15 protein-coding genes are annotated in these 15,563 nt (G+C 71.9%); 7 read left to right on the top strand and 8 right to left on the bottom strand.

Going from position 1 to position 15,563, the window contains the following annotated elements:
• From efeB to DY245_RS28940, 3 genes are all read left to right on the top strand, one after another.
• On the top strand, positions 1–1,195 hold a 1,195-nt coding region (gene efeB / locus DY245_RS28950; RefSeq protein WP_128510175.1), incomplete at its 5' end, for an iron uptake transporter deferrochelatase/peroxidase subunit.
• Between the two features lie 73 nt (positions 1,196–1,268).
• The gene (efeU, locus tag DY245_RS28945; RefSeq protein WP_128510174.1) at positions 1,269–2,261 is read left to right on the top strand and encodes an iron uptake transporter permease EfeU; all 993 of its coding nucleotides are present in this window, start codon (positions 1,269–1,271) and stop codon (positions 2,259–2,261) included.
• Positions 2,158–3,123 (top strand): SCO2278 family lipoprotein, encoded by a 966-nt coding sequence (locus DY245_RS28940; protein WP_483409826.1) that lies wholly within the window; start codon positions 2,158–2,160, stop codon positions 3,121–3,123. The genes efeU and DY245_RS28940 overlap by 104 nt, the downstream gene beginning before the upstream one ends.
• A 109-nt stretch (positions 3,124–3,232) precedes the next feature.
• On the opposite strand, the gene DY245_RS28935 is transcribed toward DY245_RS28940, so the two are convergent.
• Complete coding sequence (locus DY245_RS28935) at positions 3,233–3,976, bottom strand: bifunctional DNA primase/polymerase (protein WP_128510172.1); 744 nt, start codon at positions 3,974–3,976, stop codon at positions 3,233–3,235.
• A gap of 162 nt (positions 3,977–4,138) precedes the next feature.
• Positions 4,139–4,735 (bottom strand): TetR/AcrR family transcriptional regulator, encoded by a 597-nt coding sequence (locus DY245_RS28930; protein ID WP_128510171.1) that lies wholly within the window; start codon positions 4,733–4,735, stop codon positions 4,139–4,141.
• 121 nt (positions 4,736–4,856) lie between these two features.
• Between DY245_RS28930 and DY245_RS44740 the strand changes: the two genes are divergently transcribed.
• Positions 4,857–5,030: a DUF6243 family protein gene (locus tag DY245_RS44740; RefSeq protein ID WP_181923911.1), complete on the top strand. Its 174-nt coding sequence runs from the start codon at positions 4,857–4,859 to the stop codon at positions 5,028–5,030.
• A 23-nt stretch (positions 5,031–5,053) separates the two neighbouring features.
• Here the strand turns inward: DY245_RS44740 and DY245_RS28925 are convergent, their stop codons facing one another.
• From DY245_RS28925 to DY245_RS28910, 4 genes are all read right to left on the bottom strand, one after another.
• A complete protein-coding gene (locus tag DY245_RS28925; RefSeq protein WP_128510170.1) occupies positions 5,054–6,007 on the bottom strand; it encodes a small ribosomal subunit Rsm22 family protein in 954 nt (317 codons plus the stop codon).
• A gap of 10 nt (positions 6,008–6,017) precedes the next feature.
• Entirely contained in the window at positions 6,018–7,136 is a 1,119-nt protein-coding gene (locus DY245_RS28920) for a serine hydrolase domain-containing protein (RefSeq protein ID WP_128510169.1), read from the bottom strand.
• Positions 7,137–7,192: 56 nt separating this feature from the next.
• On the bottom strand, positions 7,193–8,512 hold the full coding sequence (locus tag DY245_RS28915; RefSeq protein WP_128510168.1) for a Bcr/CflA family multidrug efflux MFS transporter: 1,320 nt from the start codon (positions 8,510–8,512) through the stop codon (positions 7,193–7,195).
• 125 nt (positions 8,513–8,637) lie between these two features.
• Positions 8,638–10,266 (bottom strand): alkaline phosphatase D family protein, encoded by a 1,629-nt coding sequence (locus DY245_RS28910; protein WP_128510167.1) that lies wholly within the window; start codon positions 10,264–10,266, stop codon positions 8,638–8,640.
• Positions 10,267–10,441: 175 nt separating this feature from the next.
• On the opposite strand from DY245_RS28910, the gene DY245_RS28905 reads away from it, so the two are divergent.
• The 3 genes from DY245_RS28905 to DY245_RS28895 all read left to right on the top strand — a co-directional run bounded on the left by DY245_RS28905 (position 10,442) and on the right by DY245_RS28895 (position 13,588).
• The gene (locus DY245_RS28905) at positions 10,442–11,377 is read left to right on the top strand and encodes a DUF4429 domain-containing protein (RefSeq protein ID WP_128510166.1); all 936 of its coding nucleotides are present in this window, start codon (positions 10,442–10,444) and stop codon (positions 11,375–11,377) included.
• Positions 11,378–11,474: 97 nt separating this feature from the next.
• Positions 11,475–12,365 carry an SDR family oxidoreductase gene (locus tag DY245_RS28900; protein ID WP_128510180.1) on the top strand — a complete coding sequence of 297 codons (891 nt, stop codon included), beginning with the start codon at positions 11,475–11,477 and terminating at the stop codon, positions 12,363–12,365.
• A gap of 176 nt (positions 12,366–12,541) precedes the next feature.
• Positions 12,542–13,588 carry a trypsin-like serine peptidase gene (locus DY245_RS28895; protein ID WP_128510165.1) on the top strand — a complete coding sequence of 349 codons (1,047 nt, stop codon included), beginning with the start codon at positions 12,542–12,544 and terminating at the stop codon, positions 13,586–13,588.
• Between the two features lie 65 nt (positions 13,589–13,653).
• Here the strand turns inward: DY245_RS28895 and DY245_RS28890 are convergent, their stop codons facing one another.
• Both DY245_RS28890 and DY245_RS28885 read right to left on the bottom strand, forming a co-directional pair.
• Positions 13,654–13,911 (bottom strand): hypothetical protein, encoded by a 258-nt coding sequence (locus DY245_RS28890; protein ID WP_128510164.1) that lies wholly within the window; start codon positions 13,909–13,911, stop codon positions 13,654–13,656.
• Positions 13,912–14,000: 89 nt separating this feature from the next.
• On the bottom strand, positions 14,001–15,563 hold the full coding sequence (locus DY245_RS28885) for a S53 family peptidase (RefSeq protein ID WP_181923910.1): 1,563 nt from the start codon (positions 15,561–15,563) through the stop codon (positions 14,001–14,003).

The raw sequence follows: 15,563 nt of genomic DNA, 5'->3' as shown, positions 1-15,563 counted from the left end.
GGTCGCGGCCGGCGGTACGGCGGCGGCGCTGCGCGTCGGCAGCGACGCCCAGCCGGCCGGCGCGGATGCGACCGCGGGCGCCGCGATCGCCTTCCACGGCACCCACCAGGCCGGTATCGCCACCGCCGTCCAGGACCGGCTGCACTTCGCGGCGTTCGATGTCACCACCGACGACCGCGACGAGCTGATCGCGCTGCTCAAGGAGTGGACGAAGGCGGCGGCGCGGATGACGGCCGGCGACGCGGTCGGCGACGGTGCGATCGGTCTGCAGGCGGAGGCGCCGCCGGACGACACCGGCGAGGCGCTCGGTCTGCCGCCGTCCCGGCTCACCCTCACCTTCGGCGTCGGCCCGACGCTGTTCGAGAAGGACGGCAAGGACCGGTTCGGTCTCAAGGGGCGCCGGCCCGAGGCGCTGGTCGATCTGCCGCAGTTCCCCGGCGACAACCTCGACAAGGCACGCAGCGGCGGCGATCTGTGCGTCCAGGCGTGCGCGGACGACCCGCAGGTGGCGGTCCATGCGATCCGTAACCTGGCCCGGATCGGCTTCGGCAAGATAGCCATCCGCTGGTCGCAGCTGGGCTTCGGCAAGACGTCCTCGACTACGCCGGACGCGCAGACCCCGCGCAACATGATGGGCTTCAAGGACGGCACGCGGAATGTCGCGGGCACCGACAAGGCGGCCCTGGACAAGCACGTCTGGGTCGGCGAGAAGGACGCCAAGGGCGACGCCGGCTGGATGGCCGGCGGCTCCTACCTCGTCGCGCGCCGGATCCGGATGCACATCGAGACCTGGGACCGCACCCCGCTCAAGGAGCAGGAGGAGATCTTCGGCCGCGACAAGGGCGAGGGCGCGCCGGTCGGCAAGAAGCACGAGCGGGACGAGCCGCATCTGAAGTCGATGCTGCCGACCGCGCATGTCCGCCTCGCGCACCCGGACTCCAACAGCGGGGCGCGCATCCTGCGCCGCGGCTACTCCTTCACCGACGGTACGGACGGCCTGGGGCGGCTGGAGGCGGGGCTGTTCTTCCTCGCCTACCAGCGGGACGTACGCCAGGGCTTCATCCCCGTCCAGCAGAATCTGGCGCGCAACGACGCGCTCAACGAGTACATCCAGCACGTGGGTTCAGCGGTCTTCGCGGTGCCGCCGGGCGTCCGGAATGCGGACGACTGGTGGGGCCGGGCGCTGTTCGCCTGACACCGTCGACGCCGTAAACAGCTTGTCGGCCCCCTGAAGGAGTCGACCCCATGAAGGAAGGGACGGAACCGACGTGTTCGGCAATTACCTGATCGGTCTGCGCGAGGGCCTGGAAGCCAGTCTCGTCGTGTGCATCCTGATCGCCTACCTGGTCAAGACCGGGAGGCGGGAGGCGCTGCGCCCGGTCTGGATCGGTATCACGCTCGCCGTGGTGCTCTCGTTCGCGTTCGGTGCCGCGCTGCAATTCGGGTCGCAGACCCTGACGTTCAAGGCGCAGGAGGCGCTCGGCGGCTCGCTGTCGGTCATCGCGGTCTGCCTGGTGACCTGGATGGTCTTCTGGATGCGGCGTACCGCGCGGCATCTGAAGAAGGAGCTGCACGGCAAGCTGGACGCGGCGCTGCAGATGGGCACCGTGGCGCTGGTGGTCACCGCGTTCTTGTCGGTGGGCCGTGAGGGCCTGGAGACCGCGCTGTTCATCTGGACCGCGGCGCAGTCCGCGAACGACGGCGTACGGCCGCTGGTCGGGGCGCTGCTGGGCCTGCTGACGGCCGTTCTGCTGGGCTGGCTGTTCTACCGCGGCGCGGTGCGGATCAACCTCGCGAAGTTCTTCACCTGGACCGGCGGCATGCTGGTGGTGGTCGCGGCGGGCGTGCTGGCGTACGGCTTCCACGATCTGCAGGAGGCCGACATCCTGCCGGGTCTGACCACCCAGGCGTTCGACATCAGCGCACAGATCCCGGTCGACAGCTGGTACGGCACGCTGCTGAAGGGCATCTTCAACTTCCAGCCGGACCCGACCGTCCTTCAGGTCACGGTGTGGGCTCTGTATCTGATCCCCACGCTCGCGTTCTTCTTCGCCCCCGGTAGGGTTGCGCCGAATCGTGCCACCCCGGCGGCCTCCCAGTCCGCCCCGGTCGCCCCGAAGGAGCCCGAGCCCCATGACACGCAGGTCGCCGTTCCGGGTGCCCGCAACACTGACGTCGGCAGCGGCGGCGCTGGTGATACTGAGCGGGTGCATGACGGTGCACGGCGAGAGGGAGAAGCTGCCGGCGGTGACGAAGGCTGAGGGCGCCAAGGCGCTCACACGCTTCGCCGACGGCTTCAACAAGGCCAATCGTCAGCTCGATCCGAAGCTGAACCCCTCCTTCGAGGCGGGCGCGCTGCTCGCCATCGACCAGGCGGGGATAAAGGCGGCACACGCCCTCCGGCCGCAGGGCAATCCGAGCTTCCCGGCGCTGGCGTTCAAGGACGCGCACTTCACCGTGCCCAAGCAGGCGGGCTGGCCGAAGTTCTTCATCGCGGACGCGGTCAGCAACCGGAAGAACGCCAGTGGCCAGAACACCCGCTGGTTCCTGGTGTTCAGCCGCGACGGCATCAACCAGAAGTGGCGCGCGGTGTACCTGGCGACGTTCGCGGGCAACAAGGCGCCGGAGCTGAAGACGGACCAGGACGGCTTCGCCGAGGCGGTGCCCGCCGACGCCTCGTCCGGTCTGACGGTGGCCCCGGGCAAGCTGAGCGGCGCCTACGCGGACTATCTCAACACCGGCAAGGGCAGCACCTTCGCCTCCGGCCGGGAGACCGACGGCTGGCGCGCCCGCCGCGCCCGCGACGCCAACCAGCCCGGTGCGCGCATCCAGTGGGAGGACACCGCCTCGGGCTATCCGCCGGTGGCGCTGCGGACGGCGGACGGCGGGGCGCTGGTGTTCTTCTCGACCCTCTACCACCAGCAGAAGACGGTCTCCACGGGATTGACGATCACGGTGCCGGCGGGCCTGCAGGGTCTGCTGGAGGGGCCGCAGAAGAAGACCAACAAGATGGCCTTCACCACCGTCTCCGGCCAGGCGGTCACCGTGCCGGCCAAGAGCTCCGGGGGCAAGGTCACGGTCCTGAACCGGATCGAGGCGAAGACGTCGGTCAAGCCGCTGTAGGCGGGTGCCGCCGCAGCCGGATCGCGGGTGACACCGCAGTCGTACGCGGAAGGGGCCGTCGGGATGATCCCGGCGGCCCCTTCGGCGTACGTACAAGGGCGAACCCCGCTCAGCGGCCGATCGGCCAGGCCGCCGTCTCGTGGTAGGGCTCGCGGCCGATGAACTCCGCACAGGCGTCGGTGAGCGACTCCAGCAGCGTCAGCGGGTCGGGCAGCGGCAGCTCGGGGCCGCGCAGCCAGGTCACCGCGGGCTGATCGCCGGGCAGTGTCGAGGGCGGCAGCAGGACATAGCTGCCGCGGCAGTGCCAGCGCAGCCCCGGATGCTCGTCCATGGTCTCGGGGTGGCAGTCCAGCTCGCACGGCCACCACTCGTCCTCGTCGTCCGGGGTGCCGCGGGTGGCGGTGAAGAACAGCATCCGGCCGTCGCCGAAGCCGGCGCCGCTGAGCGTGATCGGCCCTACGTCGATGCCCGCCGCGTCCAGCCGGCCCAGGGCGCTGCGGCCCGCCTCGACCGGGACGTCGAGCACATCGTGGGCGATGCCGGTGGCGGTGATGAAGTTGGCCTGCGGGAGGGTGCGGACCCAGGCGGCGACCTTGTCGCGGTCGGTGGTGGCGACGGTCTGCCAGCCGAAGGAGATGGGATGCCGGCCGGGGGTGGGACAGCCGATGCGTTCACAGGAACAGCCGTAGCCGGAGGGGTGCGCCGCCGGGGCGACGGGGAAGCCCGCGTCGGCCGCAGCCAGCAGCAGGTCCTCGCGGCCGCGCGCAGCCGCTGATCCCGTGTCCGTATCGCCGCCGTCCGATCCGCTCTTCGGCCGGCGCAGCCACTGGGAGAACCTGCTCTTGCGTTCCATCTATCCCCTCACTTCGAGCGGTGGTCTGGGATCAATGCTGCCACCATCCTGCGCCTCGGGTGACCGGTGTGGAGATCCGGGGTGAACGAAGGGCGGCCGAATACCGGCAATTCATCCCATCGGCGACACATCGCCGCGCCCGCCCGCCGGCCTCCGACGGACTCAGTCGCGGGGCCGCAGACCGCGCAGTACCTGGTCGACAAGGGTGTCGACGAAGTCGTAGGTCAATTCGCCGGTGCGCATCAGCCAGCGCTGTGAGAAGGGACTCAGCACCATCTCGGCGGCCACCCGCACATCGATGCCGGCGTCGACCTCGCCCGCCTCCTGCGCCGCCCGCAGCCGCTCGACATAGACCCGGATGCCGGGCTCCAGCAGCCGGCCGACGAAGGTACGGGAGAGCTCCTCGTCGTTCGCGCCGGCCACGGCGAGGGCGCGGTAGGGGGCCTGGAACGCGGGGTCGTTGAATTCATCGGCGGTCGCGCGCAGCACGAACTTCAGATCCGCGGCCAGATCGCCGGTGTCCGGGAGGCCCTGTTCGTAGTCCTCGACGTCGACGGTGAACGCGTCCAGCAGGACGGCGGCCTTGGAGGGCCACCAGCGGTAGATCGTCTGCTTGCCGACTCCGGCCCGGGAGGCGATGCCTTCGATCGTGAGCTTGTCGTAGCCGACCTCGCCGACGAGCGCGAGGGCGGCGTCGAAGATCGCGCGACGGGAGCGTTCGCTGCGGCGGGAGGAGTCGGGGGCTGCTTTGTTGGCCATGGAGCGGAGTCTAGCGAGAGAGAGGCGAGACGTATCGTCTTGACGAGACGCACCGTCTCGCTTCATGATGGACCCCGAGCGAGACGCTTCGTCTCGCGTCACGGTGAGAAAGGGGATTCCCATGAGCAAGGGAAATGCGGGCGGGATGCTCGGAGTCGGCGGCACCCGGAGCAAACTCTCGCGAGGTGCGTTGCGCGGCGGCGCGGGCGGTGGCCGTGGCCTGGGGCAGCCCGATCCGCAGGCACACCGCCGTGAGCTGCTGCGCAAGTTCCAGGAGCGGTCGCAGAAGGAGTGAACCGTGTGAGCCACTCACCCCGGTCAGGACCAGTCGTCGCCCCAGGAGGCGTCACGGGCCTCGCGGTAGTGGGCGCCGTGGCGCTTGGTGACGGTGGTGCGTTGCAGCGCCTCGTGGGCCGTGCAGAGGTCCAGCAGAACCTGGCCCTTGCGGAGTTGGGGCTTGCGGACGATCCGGGCCGGGGCCGGGGTGGCGTCGAAGGCGGTGGCGGCCACGTAGCTGAACTTTTCGTCCTCGTACGGGAGGGAGCCGCCCTTGACCTGGCGGTGGAGGGAGGAGCGGCTGACCCGGGCGGCGAAGTGGCACCAGTCTTCGCCGGGGACGATCGGGCAGCTGTCGCTGTGCGGGCAGGGGGCGACGATGCGCAGACCGGCGTCGATGAGCTGGGTGCGGGCCTCGCGGATGCGGAGGTAGCCGTCGGGGGTGCCCGGTTCGATCAGGACGACGGCCTGGGCGGTGGCCGCGGCGGCAACCACGGCGTGGCGGTCCTCGGGGCGGAGTTCGCCGAGGACGTAGGAGACGGTCACGAGGTCCGTGCCGGGCGGGACGGTCAGGCCCTCGCCGATGGTCCGGCGCTGCCACCGGGTGTCGTCGGGAAGGATCCCCTCGGCCAGCTCGCGGCCCAGGTCGAGGGCGGGCTGGGCCCAGTCCAGGACGGTGCTGTGGTGGCCTTCCCAGGTGGCGGCGGTGGCCCAGGTGGCGGCGCCGGTGCCACCGCCGATGTCGACGTGGGTGGCCGGGGACCACTCGGGTATCCGGGCGGCGAAGGCGGTCAGTGCGGCCCGTACGGCCTCGAAGGTGGCCGGCATCCGGTAGGCGGCGTACGCGGCGACATCGGCGCGGTCCCTGAGCACCGGGGCGTCGGTGGGCGTACGGCCCCGGTAGTTGGCGATCAGGCGGTCGACAGCCTGCGCAGCCTGCTTGGGCGGCAGACCGTCGAGCAGGCCGGCCAGTGCGGCGCGCAGTTCCTCGTGCATTGGAGAAATTCTACGGGGCCCGCCGCGGGCCCGTTCCGGGGTGCGCCGCCGGTCGGGCGGCGCGCTTCACGGCGCGGGCCAGACGGGTGGCGGCCTCGGCGCGTGGGGCGCTGCCGCTGTCGCGGCGGCGGGGGTGGACGGTGTTGGCGAGCAGGATCAGAAAGGTGTCGGTGGCGCGGTCCAGGACCAGGCTGGTGCCGGTGAAGCCGGTGTGTCCGGCCGCGCCGCGGCCCGCCAACTCGCCCATGAAATACGGCTGGTCGACGCCGAAGCCGAGGCCGGGCGGGTCGAGCAGGGCGGCGACGGTGCCGGCGCCGAGGATCCGGGTGGTGCCGAAGACGCCGCCGTTGAGCAGCGTCCGGCACAGCACGGCCAGGTCCTGGGCGGTGGAGAAGAGGCCGGCGTGGCCGGCGACACCGCCCAGGGCCCAGGCGTTCTCGTCGTGCACCTCGCCGCGCAGCATGCCGCGGTCCGCCTTGGCCCAGGGGCGCCGCTGGTCCTCGGTCGCCGCCACACCCTGCGGCGCCAGCGGGCCGTAGCAGGTGCTGGACATGCCCAGCGGGCCGGTGATGCCCTCGTGGATCAGGGCGTCCAGGCGCCGGCCGGTGAGCTGCTCCAGGATCAGCTGGAGGGAGATGAGATTGAGGTCGGAGTAGCGGTAGGCGGGGCCCCGGCCGCCGGTCGGGGCTGCCGCCTCCTGCCACAGGAGCGCCAGTTGGGCGGTGCGGCCCCGGTGGTCGTGGAACGGGAGCTCGGGGGCGAGTCCTGAGGTGTGGGTGAGCAGCTGCCGGACGGTGATACCCGGGGCGAAGGCCGGCAGGTGGGACCCGACCTCTTCGTCGAGGGCAAGGTAGCCGCGTTCGGCCTGCTGGAGCGTGGCGATGGCGGTGAAGAGCTTGGTGAGCGAGGCGAGGTCGAAGACGGTGCCGACCCGCATCGGCTCCCACAGGTCACGGGGCAGATCGACACCGCGGTCCCGCTCGGGGTCGTAGGCCCGGTAGCGCAGCGCCCAGCCCGCGGCGGCCTCGGTGACGACGACCGGGCCGCGGCCGGCCAGCACGACGACTCCGGGGCACCAGGGCGAGGGGCCCTCGGGCAGCGCCCGCACACCACGGACCAGCCGTTCCATCCAGGCGGGGTCCAGTCCCGCCTGGGCCGGCGTGCCGTAGGTGAGTCCCGGTGCGCTCAGAGTCTGGTCCTCTCGCCGTTGCTCCCGTTGCTCTCCCCCCTACGCTGCCACGGGCGGCACATTCCCAGGAAGCTCACGAGCGCCAATACGGCACAGCAGAGCTGTACGAGGGCCATCGGTACGGCGGTCCGCTCCCCCGCGATGCCCACCAGAGGGGAGGCCACCGAGCCGAGGAGGAAGGTGGAGGTGCCCAGCAGCGCGGAGGCGGAGCCGGCCGCGTGCGGGGTACGCACCAGCGCCAGGGTGTTGGTGCTCGGCATGACCAGGCCCATGGCGGCCATCAGGACGAAGAGGCCGGCGGCCGTCGGGACCAGCCCCACGTCGCCGAAGACGCCGGAGGACATCAGGAGCAGACCGGCCGCGGCGAGGGCGATCACGGCCAGTCCGGTGCCCAGCACCTTGTCCAGTCCGACCCGGCCGACCAGGAGCTTGCCGTTGATCTGGCCGACGATCACCAGACCGACGGAGTTGATGCCGAAGAGCAGGCTGAAGGTCTGCGGGGAGGCGCCGTAGATCTCCTGGACGACGAACGGCGAGGCGGAGATATAGGCGAAGAGGGCGGCGAAGGCGAAGGCGCCGACGAGGAGGTAGCCGGAGAAGACCCGGTCGGCGAGGAGATCACGCATGGTGCGCAGGGTCTCGCCGAGGCCGCCGGGGTGCCGGCGCTCGGGCGGGAGGGTTTCGTGCAGGGTGCGCCATACAAGGAGGGTGAGCGCCAGCCCGGCGGCGGTCAGGACGACGAAGACGCCGCGCCAGTCGGTGATCTGGAGGATCTGGCCGCCGATGAGCGGGGCGACGACCGGCGCCACACCGGAGATCAGCATCAGGGTGGAGAAGAACCGGGCCATCGCCACCCCGTCGTACAGATCGCGCACCACCGCCCGCGCGATGACGATGCCGGCCGCGCCCGCCAGGCCCTGCAACAGGCGGAAGGCGATGAGGAGTTCGGCGTTGGTGGCGAGCGCGCACAGGGCGGTGGCCAGGACGTAGATCACCATGCCGGCCAGCAGCGGGCGGCGGCGGCCCCACTTGTCGCTCATCGGGCCGACGATCATCTGGCCCAGGGCCATGCCCGCCAGGCAGGTGGTGAGCGTGAGCTGGACGGTGGCGGCCGGGCTGTGCAGTGCGGCGGTGACCTGCGGCAGGGCCGGCAGATACATGTCCATGGAGAGCGGCGGGACCGCGGTGAGACCACCGAGGACGAGCGTGACCAGGAGGCTGGTGCGGCGGGACGCGACCGGTGCTGCTGCCGCGCCCCGCTCGGATATTGCGGGTGAGTCCTGGGACTCGGCCGTGGTGGAGCCGGGCTCCGTCATGAAGGTCTCCATGGGTCGTTGATGGCTGAACCATGGTGTCATGTACGGGGCGGCCGCCGGCCGGTTCCGGGGCCGTCCATTGGACCTAGGGCGGACGTCCCGCGGTCCTAGGACGGACGTCCCGGTCAGGCCGGCTTGAGGCCCGGGTGGCCCGCCTCGGAGACGAACGAGGCGGCGGTGTGCACCGGCGCGCCGGGGCTGGTGACGGCGGACACCGTCCGGTAGTCACCGCGGGCGGTGTCCCGGTCCAGGGTGACGGTGAGGTAGCCGCGCCGGCCGTTGTAGAACTTCATGTGCGGGTTGGCGGCCATGTACGTGGCCCAGTTGGCGGGCTTGTCCGCGCCGTCCTTGCCGCTGGCGATCGAGGTGGTGACGAACTCCACGCCCGCGGTGCGCGAGCCGGGGTCCTTGAAGTCCTTCTTGATGTCGAAGGCGTAGTGGACGTGCACATCGCCGGTGAGCACGACGAGGTTGTCCACGCCCGCCGACTCGGCGCCCGCCAGGACCCGGCGGCGGGAGGCCGCGTAGCCGTCCCAGGCGTCCATGCTGAGCTGGTAGCCGGCGCCGGTGGCGTTGCGCCGCTCGGAGAAGGTGACCTGCTGCGGCAGGACGTTCCAGCGCGCGGTGGACTGCCGCCAGCCGTCGATCAGCCAGCGCTCCTGGGTGGCACCGGTCAGGGTGCGCCCGGGGTCCTCGGACTCGGCGCCCGGTACGTGCCAGCCGTCGCCGTAGGCCTGGTCGGAGCGGTACTGACGGGTGTCGAGGATGTCGAACTGGGCGAGCTGCCCGTACTGGAGGCGCCGGTAGAGCCGGGCGTCGGGGCCGTTGGGGCGCTGCGGACGGCGCAGCGGCTGGTTCTCCCAGTACGCGCGGTAGGCGGCGGCCCGGCGGACGAGGAACTCGGCGGGCGGGAGGTTGTCCTCGCTGATGTCGGAGGCGTAGTTGTTCTCCACCTCGTGGTCGTCCCAGGTGACGATGAAGGGGTGCGCGGCGTGGGCGGCCTGCAGGTCCGGGTCGGACTTGTAGAGGGCGTAGCGCAGCCGGTAGTCCTCCAGGGTGACCGTCTCGCGGTTGAAGAGGGCGGGCAGCTTGCGGTCGGTGTAGTTGCGGGCGCCGCCGACCGCGCTGACGGGGTACTCGTAGAGATAGTCGCCGAGGTGGAAGACGACGTCGAGGTCCTCCTGCGCGAGGTGCCGGTAGGCCGTGAAGTAGCCGTCGTGGTAGGCCTGGCAGGAGACCGCGGCGAGCTTCAGCTCGGAGATCCGGGCGGCACGGGCGGGCGCGGTGCGGGTGCGGCCGACGGGGCTGATCCAGCTGCCGGCGCGGAAGCGGTAGTAGTAGACCCGGTCGGGCGCGAGGCCGGTGGGCTCGATGTGCACGGAGTGGTTGAACTCGGGGTGCGCATCGGCGCGGCCGCGGCCGGCCAGCCGCTTGAAGTGCTCGTCGTAGGCGACTTCCCAGCGGACGGTGACTCTGGCGTTCGGCATGCCGTTGCCCGGCTCGTACGGGCGCGGCGCGAGCCGGGTCCACAGCACGACGGAGCCGGGCTGCGGGTCACCCGAGGCGACGCCCAGGGTGAAGGGGTTCTCGGTGATCGTCCGCGCATCGGCCTCGGCCGCGTACGCGGCGCCCGTGCCCGGGAGGTTGGTCGCGAAGGCGAGCGCGGCGGCGGCCCCGGTGACGGTGAGAAAACGGCGGCGGCCGAAGTGCGCGGCAGCGGCCCGGATCTCCTGCTCGTGCGGTGCGTGGCTCATCTGGCCCTCCCCTGACGGCGATTGTCCTCAGTCATTGGAGGGCGGCAGGACGGCGCCGCGCTGTCCCGTGTACGACGCATGCATGACAGGTGGATGAGGACTGGTCCCGCAACGGACGTCGCCGGACAATCACGGCACCCGACACGCCCGGCAACGTCTCCGTAGGATTCAGGGCATGGCTGAACTGATGGTGCGCGACGGCACCTGGACCTTCGACGACGAGGTCGTACGCATCGTGCCGGGGCGCGAGCGCGGGGTGCACAAACTGCGCCAGGATCTCGGTGAGTTCACGGTGCCGCTGGCCGCGATTGCCGGCATCGCCTACGAACCGGCCCGCAAGGGCGGCCGGCTGCGACTGCGGCTGCGGGACGGCGCCGACCCGCTGCTCCAGGTCACCGGCGGCGGTCTGCCGGACGAGGCGAACCCGTATCAGGTGGCCGTGGACGCCGCGCGGGTCGATGTCGCCGACTACTTCGTGGACGCCGTACGGCAGGCCCTGATGCTGGAGCAGATACCGGACGGCCCCACCGACCGCTATCTGCTGCCCGGCCCTTCGGTGCCGCTGACGGCCGCCGGGGTGGACGGCATCGCCACCTTCGACGGTGAGCGGGTGCACCTGGAGTGGCGCTGGAACACCAGCGAGACCAAGCGGCATTGGGGCCCCAGGGACTTCGAACTGGCCGACCTGGAGGCCGTGGAGTGGCGGGCCGCCGCCGGTCTGGAGTCCGGCTATCTCCGCTTCCGCACGCACGGCGCGAAGGAGCGGCTCAAGCCGGAGCACGACCCCAACTCCATCGAACTGTGGGGCTTCAAGAAGGAGAGCGGCACGACGGCGCTGCTGGCGGCCGCGGTGGCGGCGCGGCTGCCGCACCCCGCGGCCGGCGCCGAGAAGGCCCTGACCACAACGGCCCTGACGGCGGGATCCCAGGGCGCCCCGGCACTCACCCCGCCCGTGCCGAAGACGGCCGGCGCCGCCCCCGCCGACGACCATGACGCGCTGCTGCGCCGCCTGCGGGAACTGGGCGAGCTCCACCGCGACGGCATCCTCACCGACGAGGAGTTCACGGCCGCCAAGGCGGCGGTGCTGGAGCGCTTCCACACCGGCGGCTGAGTCGCGGCGGCGGCGACCGGTCCGCTCCCCGTACGCCGTTTACGCTGCCGCCATGGCACAGAACACACAGCGGGCACGGGCAGCACAGTCAACGCCGATGGCACGGGCCGGGCAGGTGGCGGGGACCGCGACCGCGGCCCGGCCCACCCTGCCGGCACCGGCCACCCGAGGCGGGCACACGACGCAGACCGCGCCGACGCCACAGGAGGCGCGGGAGGGCGGGGCGGCGCCCCGGAAGGTGGCCGTGGTCACCGGCGCCGGCTCCGGCATCGGGCGGGCGGTCGCCCATGCGCTGGTCGCCGCCAACTGGACGGTCGTGCTGGCCGGACGTCGCGCCGAGGCCCTGGCGGAGACCGCCCGCCTGGTGGGCCACGTGGACATCGAGGCCCCCACGATCATGACGGTGCCGACCGATGTCACCCGGCCCGACGAGGTCGACGCCCTCTTCACGGCCGTCCGCGACCGCTTCAGCCGCCTCGACCTGCTCTTCAACAACGCGGGCACCTTCGGCAAGGCGGCGCCGCTGGACGAGCTGGCGTACGACGACTGGCGCGCGGTGGTGGACGTCAACCTCACCGGTGCCTTCCTGTGCGCACAGGCCGCGTTCCGCACCATGAAGGGCCAGGACCCGCAGGGCGGCCGGATCATCAACAACGGTTCGATCTCCGCCCACACCCCGCGGCCGCACTCCATCGCGTACACCGCCACCAAGCACGCGATGACCGGCCTGACCAAATCGCTGTCCCTGGACGGCCGTCCGTACCAGATCGCCTGCGGCCAGATCGACATCGGCAATGCGGCGACCGACATGACCGGCCGGATGCAGACCGGCATTCTCCAGGCGAACGGCCAGATGGCCGTCGAGCCGGTGATGGACGCGGCGGATGTCGCACGCACGGTCGTCCATATGGCGGCGCTGCCGCTGGCGGCCAATGTGCAGTTCGCGACGGTGCTGGCGACCAACATGCCCTATATCGGGCGTGGTTGAGCGTTCCGGACCGGCCGTCGCACCGAATCCCGGTACGCCCTCTGCCCTCCCGCCGCTTGTGGTGGCACGCTTACCTCGGATCCGCACCACTCGTCTGCCGGGCCGCCTCGCGCGGTCCCGTCCCCCCGCGGCCGCGCGCGCCCTGTCGCGCGCGGCCCCCGCAGAAGGAGTTACGCGTGAGACGAACCGTTCGTGGCATACCGTCAGTTCACGGCATACGGGCGCGGCACACCGCGGGCAGGTCCCGGGCCGCCCTCGGCACCCTGACGGCCGCCGGTACGCTGCTCGCCCTGCTGCTCCCCGCCGGCCCGGCCGGCGCCGCCGCCCCGCACCACTCCCCCCGCTCCACCACCCCGCGGACCGGCCTCGACGCCTTCTGGACCGCCGACCGGATGCGCGCCGCCACTCCTCTGGACCTCGCCACGCCGGCGAAGAAGTCCACCACCGCCGGCGCGGTCCCGCGCAGCGCCCCGCTCAAGGTGCCGCCCACCCTCCCGCAACTCCCGACGGCGCCGTCCCTCCCGTCACTGCTCCCCGGGGTCCTCCCCCAGGCCGGCGGGCCCTGGACCGGCGGCGGCGCGGTCGTCAAGACCACCGGCCGGGTGTTCTTCACCTACCAGGGCCGCAACGCCTCCTGCTCCGGCGACGCGGTGACCAGCACCAACAAGAGCACCGTGATCACCGCGGGGCACTGTGTGAAGCTGCAGGGCGCCTGGCACACCAACTGGGTCTTCGTCCCCGGCTACCACGACGGTCAGGCCCCGTACGGCAAATGGCCGGCCGCCACGACGCTCTCCACGCCGCAGTGGACGGCGAGTGAGGACATCAACTACGACGTCGGCGCGGCGGTCGTCGCCCCGCTCGACGGCAAGAAGCTCACCGATGTCGTCGGCGGTCAGGGCCTGTCGTTCAACTCCGGCTACAACAAGGCGATGTACGCCTTCGGCTACCCCGCGGCCGCCCCGTACGACGGCAGCAAGCTGATCTACTGCAGCGGCAACACCATCAAGGACCCGCTGTTCTCCAAGGACCACGGCCTGTCCTGCAACATGACCGGCGGCTCCAGCGGCGGCCCCTGGTTCACCTCGTTCGACGAGAAGACCGGCACCGGGCTCCAGTCCTCGGTGAACAGCTTCGGCTACCAGTTCCTGCCCGACACCATGTTCGGCCCCTACTTCGGCGACGACGCCAAGAATCTCTACAACAAGGCCCAGGCGTCCTGAACCAGGCACGCCGACCCACACCCCGGGGCCGTACGGCGACGCAAGCCGGCCGTGCGGCCCCACCCTTACGGCCCGGCCCACCCGAAGTCGTCATAGCCCCCGCCGGCCACCGCCGACGCCGCGACGACGATCGCCACCAGCACACCGAATACCAGCAACGGCCGGGCGCTGTACGCCAGTTGGCGGGCACGCCCCGGCCGCCGTCCGGCGCCCGGTCCCCGGCCGTACGCCCCTGGGGAGTCCGCGCGTATGCCACGCCGCCACCCCAGGGCGCGGGTGATCCGCCGCTTCCAGTAGACCAGCCGGTAGTAGTGCTTGAGCACCGCCGCCCCCGTACGTCCATTCGAATGAAGTCCCCACGAGGGTAGTGGCCGTACGGCGGCGGCGCGGTGCGATGACCCGATACGGAACCTCAGCCGGACGACATCTCCCGCAAGGAGGCGAGCAGCTCCTCGCCGTCGGGCACACCCAGCCCCGTGCAGGCATTCCAGCCATGGGCGGCGCGGAAGGCACCGTTGCTGCCTTCGATGATCTCGCGGAAGCCCCGCGAGGTCCGTCCGGGCTCCGCGCCGGCGTACAGCAGGGGATGCATCATCCCGAGCGGGCGGCCGAGCGCCTCGACCAGGCGGCAGGTCAGGGCCGCCCAGAGGGGCGCGACGGCGCTGGTGCCGCCGATGACCGTGCGACGGCCGTTCACCAGCACCTCGTAGCCGGTGGCCGGGTCGGCGACGCCCGAGACGTCCGGTACGCCACGGCCCGGAGCGCTCCCGTTGTGCGGGACGCCGGCCGTGTCCTGCCAGGCCGGAAGGCGGAACGCCTCGCTGACGCCGCCCCCGGTGGCGCCACCGCCGTCGGCGCCGCCCCACACCCTCTCGCTGCGCACCTTGCCGGTGGCGGGGTCGGCTTCCAGGTGGGTGCCGCCGCAGGCCAGCGCATGCGGACTGGACGCCGGGAAGTCGGTGTGCGGCAGCCCGTCGCCGACCCCGTCACCGCTGCCGTCGTCACCGGCCGCGACGCATACCGTCACACCGAGCGCCGCGGCATCGGCGAGCGCCTCGTCGAACACGGTGCGGGCCTGCTCGGTCCAGTCGATCTCCGGCGCGCCCCAGCTGATGCTCAGCGCGGCCGGCGTCGGGGTGGCGTGGACGGCGGCGCTCACCGCGGACACGAAGCCCCGGTCGGTGTTGTGCGCGAAGTACACCTTCTGCTCGGCACCCGGTGCCAGCGCCCCCGCGACCTCGATGTCCAGCAGCACCTCGGCATCCGCGTCCTCACCGGGGTGATTGCGGGCGCCCCCGACGCTCACCGCGGTCACCCGCGGCGTCGGCAGGCCGAGGGACTCGAAGTAGGTCGCGAGTTCGGGCTGCCGGAAGCCGCCACCGAGCTCCGCGATCGCCAGCGTCTGGCCGCTGCCGTCGGTGCCGGGCGGGAACTTGTACACCTTGGCGAGCTGCGACGGCTTGTAGGAGATCCGGCGGGCCTCCGCCTCGGCGTGCCGCAGATGGGGGCGCGCCTGCGGCCGGTCGTCGAGGCCGAGCACCGCCACGACCACACCCTCCAGTTCGGCGGGCACCTTCAGCGGGCCCTCGCGGTGGCGGTGCTCGACGGGCGCACCGCCGGCCGGGTCCGGGCTGGCCACCTGGGACAGCCGGGTCCCGAAGGCCGCGGCCATATCGTCCACGGTGCCCGTCACCTTGGCGCGACGGGACGCCAGATCGACGTCGGCCACCTGAACGCGATGGCGGCCCAGCACCTCGCGTACGAGCTCGACATCGGCCGGGTCGGCGCCGTACCGCTCGGCGAGCTCGGCCTGCGAGATCGTTTCGGGCCCCACGATCAGCTCGCGGGGAACCTCCGCCCGACGGCGCAGCATCACCATGGCCTCGATGGGCATCGAGCCATCGAGGGGTCCTACGGGGCGCGCCTCGGCCGCGGCCAGGCGTTCACTGCCAGGAATGGGTATGAATCGGCTCAT

Origin of the sequence: Streptomyces inhibens, assembly GCF_003389455.1 — a bacterium.
Classification (GTDB): domain Bacteria; phylum Actinomycetota; class Actinomycetes; order Streptomycetales; family Streptomycetaceae; genus Streptomyces; species Streptomyces inhibens.
Note: the sequence above shows the minus strand (reverse complement) of the source record. Positions and strands in the feature narration are given on the sequence as shown.